Origin of the sequence: Rhizobacter sp., assembly GCA_021153565.1 — a bacterium.
Classification (GTDB): Bacteria; Pseudomonadota; Gammaproteobacteria; order Burkholderiales; family Burkholderiaceae_C; genus Albitalea.
The window spans coordinates 38,721-46,077 of sequence record JAJKJU010000258.1 but is presented as its reverse complement, the minus strand read 5'-3'; the positions used below and the strand labels follow the sequence as shown (position 1 = coordinate 46,077).

Sequence of the window (7,357 nt, the reverse complement as noted above, 5' to 3'; positions counted from 1 at the left end):
GCGGTCACCTCGGCCCCGAGGGGGGCGCCATCGAGCAGGAACTGCACTCCCGCCACGCCGACGTTGTCGCTGGCGCTCGCGCTCACGGTGACCGAGCCTGTCACCGTGGCCCCGGCGGATGGTGCACTGATGCTGACGGTGGGCGGCGTGGCGTCGGGTGAGGCAACAGAGAAGCTGATCGTGAAGTCGGCTGTATCGGCATTGCCCGAGCTGTCCTGGCAGCGCACGTAATAGCGGTAGGTCTGCCCATTGGCCAACCCGCTGACCGGCGTGGAGTGCGTCGTGCCACCCGTGGTACTGAAGGCGCTGGTCATCGATGTGTAGGCAGTGCCTGCGATGGTGCTGTAGCGGCACGTGGCGTTTTCGTTGCTAGTCAGGCTCAGCGTGGCCTGTGTCGTGCCCCCGGCCAGCGTTCCGCCAGGCTGTCCGTTGCTCAACACCGGCGGCGTGATGTCGGCCACCGGCGTTAGCGGTGTGTTCATGTCGGCGCCAATCTCCGCAGTGCTGAGAGCGCGGTTGTAGATGCGCACTTCGTCGATGAGCCCGGCGAAGAATTCGCCGGGATAGCTGTCGCCGCCGATTTGCAAGGTTCCGCTGGTGGTCACCAGCGAGGTGGTTTGCGGCGCGTTGGCGACCTGCACCCCATTGACGTAGATCTGAATGGTGGCTCCGTCGAAGGTGGCCGCCAGATGCGTCCAGATATTCGTCGCCAGGGTCGATGGGCCCGTCGCATTCCGATTGCCTGCCGCCCAGGTGCCTCCAACAGCGGGGCGATTGCTCTGGTCCGAGGATGCCATCAGGTAGTAGCCGTCGACGTTCTTGTCCACCACCGCACGCCAGCCCGCGGGCGCGGACGTCGGGAACACCCATGCCTCCAGTGTCATGCCCGTGGTGAGCTGCAGCGAGCTGGCGTTGGGCACAGTCACGACTGCGTTCGTGCCGTTGAACGTCAATGCGCTGCCGTACTTGCCCGCCGTGGTCCACGTCGCGTTGCTGATCGTGCCATTGTTGCCGTTGCCCGAGAGGTCGGCCAGCACGGCGCCCGTCCCTTCGTTGAAGCCGTAGGCGGCCACCAGACCAGCGCTCGCGGAATACAGGGCCACGGGCTCGTCCGAGCCAATTTCCTTGAGGTACTGAACCAGGGACGCCAGATCGGCGCTGGTGATGTTCACTCCGTTGTGTGCGGTCACCGCATCCCCCAACGTGGTGGCCGAGCCATCGTGCAGGTATGGCGCAGTGCGCCAGACATCGCGCAGGGTGGGGATGTCGATGCCAGTGAGCGGCGCGCCGAGTCGCTGCCCGCTGCTTGGCTTGAGCGTGCCGATGTTCTGCAGGCCCAGCGAAGCGGAGGCGGTGAAAGCGGTGCCACCGTGGCAATTCACGCAGTTTTGCGCCTGGAACACAGCCCGGCCTGCGCTTCCCGTGGCGGTCAGGGTGCCGCTGGCGGTGCGATACGGACTGGGTTCGAAGGTGTTGAGCGAGGCCACATAGCCGGCCAGCGCATCGAGATCGGTGCTGATACCGGCCTTGAGATCGCCAAGGGGTTGGGAGCGAGTTCCAGTGTTGAAGGCTGTGTCGCTCATGAGGCCCGTGCCCCCGGACAGCGCCCGGATCTGGCCCTCGAAGTCTTGCACCTCGTCGAAATTGCCGCTCCAGTGCAGCAGCCCCTGTGCACCGGCGCGCCCGCGTAGGGCGATGGTATTGCGCAGGCCCTCGCCCTGGCCGGTGAAGTCCCAGGTGCGCCCGTCATTGCCTCCGTCGTTGTGGCAGGTGGCGCAGCTCATGTAGCGGTCGCGCGCGAGTCGGACATCTCGCGCGTCATAGAAAAGCTGCTTTCCGAGCAGCACCTGGGCGGCAAGCTTTTCCGCGCCGACCGGCGAGAGCATGGCCACCAGCGGCACACTGAGCTGGCCGTTGGACAGCAAGGGCTGCAGGTCGTACACCCCCACCGTGCGGTCCATGAAGTTGTTGACATACAGCGTCTTGCCGTCGCCGGATACCACCAGCCCTTGCGGCGCACGGCCCACGTCGAATCTCATCACCTGGGAACCTGAGAAGGCGTCGACGACAGCCACCTCCCGGCTGGTCTCCAGCGCGACGAACAGGTAAACGCCGCGGGTGTCGTACGCGCCAGCACTGGCAACGCTGGCGTTGTCGTGGTCGACGCGCTTGCTCAGGTCTTCCTGGCCGGTGGCCAGGACAATGCGCGAGCTGATGGCGCGCACGGTGTTCTGGAAGTTCAGCCCCGTGCCGTCGCGCAGCATGCCGCGCTTGATGTTGTCCTGCTTGGATGGCACGAAGGCTTGCGTGCCGTCGGGCGAGATGGTGGCTGCGCCCAGGTAGTTCGGAATGCCCCGGCCCTGGTTTTCCAGGTCGGGTTTGTCGCTGTGCTGCAGCACGATCGTGCTCACGACACCCATGGAGCCCGCGTTGACGACGACGACCTCGGCACCGTTGCCCGGTGTGGGGCTGACCGTGGCGGTGCTCTCGCCGGGCAGCGGCGGGGTGATGAAACGCGACACGTAGACGTTCGTCCTATCGGCGTTGATTGACACGTGACGCGGGTTTGGCCCTACGGACACGGCGCCAAGCTGCGCCCCAGAGCCGGTGTCGAATTTCAAAAGCTGGCCCGTTGCCTCCAGCACCACGAACGCCTGCGCGGTGGACGGCGACATCACGATGCCGAAGGGTTGCGACGCTCTGGGCAGCGCGACTGTGTTCACCACGGCGTTGGTGGCCGGATCGATGACGCTGATGGAGTCGCTGCGCTTATTGGTGACCCAGATCAGCCCGTTGGCGGCCACGGCGATGGATCGCGGGGCGCTGCCTACGGCGATCTCGGCCAGCTTGGCGCGAGTCACGGTGTTGAAGACGCTGACACTGTCGTTGTCCTGGTTGACGACCCACAGCCGCGGGTCGCTGCCAGTGGGGCTCTGGATGACGATGTTGCTGGAGGCGCTCGGCTTGTTGGCTGTGGCAGGCAACGCCACCGTCTGAAGGAAGGTGCGCGACTGGAGCACGAGGCTGTCGTCGTTGACGCTGAGCGTCACGGAATAGGTTCCCGGATTCGCATACGTGTGACTCACCGTGCCCGTGGGAGACCACGGTGTGTCGCCGGTACCGTCACCGAAGTTCCAGCGATAGATGACGTTGGTCCCTCCCTGGGTGCTCGCGGTGAAGGAGGCCGAGGTTCCCGCCAGCGTGTTAGCGGCGGGCTGCAGCGAGGTGATTACGACGCCATTGACGGCGTTGATGGTCCACAGGAAGTTGGCGCTGGCAAGGTTGACCCCGTCCGTCACGGTGGCCGTCACGCTGTAGTTCCCGGCGCTGGTCGGCGTGCCGCTGATCACGCCGCTCGTGGGGTACAGCGACAGCCCCGGCGGAAGGCCGGTGGCGCTGTAGGTGAGCGGATCGCCATTGGGATCGCTGGCAATGAGCGCCAAGGTCGCCGAAGCTCCCACGTTGCTGACCTGTGTCGGCGGAGTGGCCAGCGTGGGCACCACTGCCGGATCGGGCACCGAGGCGATGCCCATGCGCACGATCTTGGCCACTGAGGGCACGCCCGATTCGTTGAACACGAACAGCATGTAGTGTCCCGGCGTGGCATCGCGCGCGTGCGCGGGCATCTGCACGGAGAGGTCCAGCCCATTGGCGGCGAAGGTCAGCTCCAGGAACCGTTGGTCCATGTTGAAGCTGTGGGTGGTCGCGCTGGTCTTGACCAGCGTCACGCGGCTCACGCTGGCGGCGTTGGCCACCGAAACGCCGATCACCTTGCCGATGTCCACCCAGTCCGGTGCCGACGCGATGATCGGTCGCGACGCCCTCACGCCGTTGGCGGCGAAGAAATAGGGGGGGTAGTAGATCTCGGCGTTGAGCTGGTTGACCGTGGGATTGTCCGGATTGCGTGCGCCGGTTCCAGCCACCAGCACGGCAGCGTCCGGTAGCAGGACGGCGGTCGAGTGGTAGCCCCTGGCCTTGGCCGCCGAAGCGCCCAACAGCCATTGCTCGTTGACGGGGTTCCAGATTTCGGCCGTGAAGCTGGGATTGACCGGCGGGGCAGTGGAGTCGTTCGACGTATCGTTCTGGGATCCTCCCGTAACAAGGACCTTTCCATCGGGAAGCACCGTTGCGTTGGCCCACTGCCGCTGCGCCGACAGCGACTGCGTCGGCGTCAATACCGGAGCTGCGCCGTTGATGTCGATGACCGCGGCTGCATTCGAATTGCCGCCGACCTGGAGGATGCGGCCGGGGCGGAACATTGCAGAGGTGGCAGAGTAGTGCGCATATTGCGACGCGAATTGGCCGGCCGACGTGAAGGTGCCGGATCCGCTCGTGTCGACGTAGTACATCCGACCCGTACTGTCATAGCCGAACACGCGTCCATCCGGAGCTGCGTAGTTGCGCGGAAACCAGAAATCAAGCGATGAGGTGTCGGCTCCGCCGAGGAGACGAAACACGCCATTCACGCCCCGCACCTCGGGACGGTCCGTGCCGCCGGTCCCGCCCTGGATGTAGGTCTCGCCATTGGCCAGCGTGATGGAGGTCGAGTACCACCTCGGACGCTGCATGTCCCTCTGGCGCGTCAGCGTATTCGTACCTAGATCCAGCACATTGCTGTTCGGATTGGCGCCGTTGGTCGTCACCGATCCGGTCCAGTTGTCCCCTCCGGCGATAAAGACCTTCGGCGGCGCGCCGCCGCCATCGGGCGGCAAAAGGACGTTCGAACTGCAGAAGAAATCCGTGCCCGTGTTGTTGGGCAGCGTGAGGTGTCCCATGTCCGGAGCAACCGTGCTGTCCCAGATGTCGACGCTCACGTGCGCGGTCTGGAATCCGCTCGCCGTGCTGCCAAAGGTCAGCAGATGGCCATCGGGAAGAATGACTGCGTGAACCGCCACGCCCTCCGGCCAGTTGTAGACCGGCGACCACATGCCGTACGTATTGGCATTGGCGGGGATTGAAACATTGGGGAAGAAGGTCGGCGGCGGCGTGACGGCCAGCGCACGCGCTGTTCGCGAGTCGGCGTCTCGGTCGTGCTGCGGATCGCCGCCTCCACAGGACACGATGAGGGCCACCGCCGCGTAGAAGGCAAGCCGCGATGCTGCACGCAGGCTGATGGTATCCATAGGCACCTCTGGATAAAGCATTGCCGACCGCGCGTGGCACCAACCCGACTCGCCACGCCAAAGCCATGACACGCGAATGACGCGCTCCGGCCCAGCGTGGCCAGCAACGTCGGTTCGCTCAGCTTGGCAGCTTCCAGAGAGAACTCAGCCTAGACTGCCTGTACTCCGCTCCCGCAAACAATTGCGACAACAATAACCGACGTGTTGATCCGTTGCACTACGGACTCGCCCCCGCAACATAGGGGGGTGTCGGCGTGACGCGCCGACTGGCTCGCTTACCCGATGATTCCTGGCTCTGTCGCAGTAACGGCTGTGGCGAGAATTGGGTGATCGTCCGTTGGACATACAGCTCACGACATCGAACCTGCGCAAGAGGCTCTGCTTTACCCGCTAGAGGTGACGCTGCTGTGCGTGCGCTGGTATGCGGCGTACCCTGAGCCTACGTGTCGCATCCCATCAAGGGGTTGCGAGTTTCGGTCGGCACGAAGTCGCCAGTGTGGTCGATGGCGAATGACAAGCAGCAGGTGCGCTCGTGGATGGCAGTTTGAGGTGGCATTAGGCGCCGCGAAGGGGTGGATTCGTCAAGAGCGGCGCGAGCGAAAGCGCAACGCGATGCAACGCACCGTCGTCGAATGGTCTAGACCAGCGGTGGGATCAGTTGCAGAAGTGCCGCAAGTTGATCATCGTGTAGGCCGAGGTCTTGAGTGCGTAGTGCACGGTGCTGAATGCCACCTTCTCAATCTTTCGACCGCCCCTACTTGCCCGGTTGAGGAGCAACACGCGGCCGCATTGCTTTCAAGACATCCAGGTAAAGCCCCTTTTGGTTCATCACAAGTAGAAGAACGAAGACATAAACAACCAGGAGTACGGTCATGCCAGCAATAAGGCGCAGCAGCGCGGGCGCGGCGCCCGGAAGGACTCCGACCGCCCAAGCGGCAACAGCAGTAGCAACGATGGCAGAAATGATCGGGCGGCTGATCACCCTCAAAATATCAGCGAGCGACACGCCGGTGTTGTGCACGGCCCAAGCGATGTGCGGAATCGCCCACAGCCCGAGAGCGATGGAAAATCCTGCCGCCACCCCCATCGCCCCCCAAGGAAGGCCCAGGATGTACCCTGTCGTGATGATCGGCGCCAGCACCATGACCATCTTGACGCTTCGGCGCAGCAGGCCCATCGACACAAGAAGCGGCCAGAGTGGATTGATGATGGCGAGGGTCAGGACCGTCGAAGCCAGCAGGCGGAAGATCGGGGCCACGCTCCCCCATTGGGATCCCAGAACGACGGCAATGATCTCGTCAGCGAGCAAGGCAAAGGTCGCCGCGATAGGGACAGTGGCGGCGATAAGCACGGAATAGCCCTTGAGGAAATAGCTTCTCAACCGCTCTGGGTCATCCTTGACGCGCGACAATGTCGACAGCAGGACCCCTCCCATCGCGGAATTCAAGTTGTCTGTCGGCATGTTGACCAACTGGTAGGCGCGACTGTACAAGCCCAAAACTTCGGGACCGCAAAACCTGCCGAGGAGCACCTTCTCGAGGTTATAGGCGAGGTACACGACCAACCCGTTGACGGTCACGATGCCACCCGTACGGACCATTGAACCAAGGCCCTCAGCACGCCGAGGCCAGCCGGGCGACCAGCCGGAAACCATCCAAACCGATGTGCTATAGACAGCTGGCGAGGCCAAAGACATCCCGATAAGCGCCCAGTAGCCGGCGCCGAACCACGCCATAACAATTCCAACGATGACGCTGACGAGCAGCGAGAACGATTCCAGCGCAGAAATCATCGTGAACCGCATCTGGCGTTCGAGCAGTGCAGTATGTTGAATACCTAGTGCACTGATAAGGAAACTCGCAGCCAAGGCCACTCCCACCCAGACGAGCCGCGGCTCCTTGTAGAAAGTCGCGAGGAGCGGCGCGCTTGCCATTGCAACAACCATGAGCACGAAGCCAACGAAGATATTGATCCAGAACAACGCTGAGATCTGCCCATCCGTGACGTCCGTGCGCTGGATGGTCGCAGTAGATAGCCCCATATCCTTGAATACGTTCAAGGCGCCGACAACGGCCATCACCATTGCAATGAGACCGAAGTCGTTCGGTGTGAGGATGCGAGCCAGGATCATCAAGGCCACCATTCGCAGGCCCAGATTGACCGCCTGGGCCAGTACCTTGGACATGCCACCCCGGATGGCCCTCTCTTTGAGATTTTTTATCGGAGTTGGCACG

The 7,357-nt window shown here is 63.4% G+C and carries 2 protein-coding genes; both read right to left on the bottom strand.

Annotated elements, in window-relative coordinates; all coding sequences use genetic code 11:
• A partial coding sequence (locus AC30NL_RS16725; RefSeq protein ID WP_489465130.1) for a LamG-like jellyroll fold domain-containing protein occupies positions 1-5,123 on the bottom strand: 5,123 nt, incomplete at its 3' end.
• Between the two features lie 754 nt (positions 5,124-5,877).
• On the bottom strand, positions 5,878-7,356 hold the full coding sequence (locus AC30NL_RS16720) for a lipopolysaccharide biosynthesis protein (RefSeq protein WP_489465129.1): 1,479 nt from the start codon (positions 7,354-7,356) through the stop codon (positions 5,878-5,880).
• Between the last annotated feature and the right edge of the window lies 1 nt (position 7,357).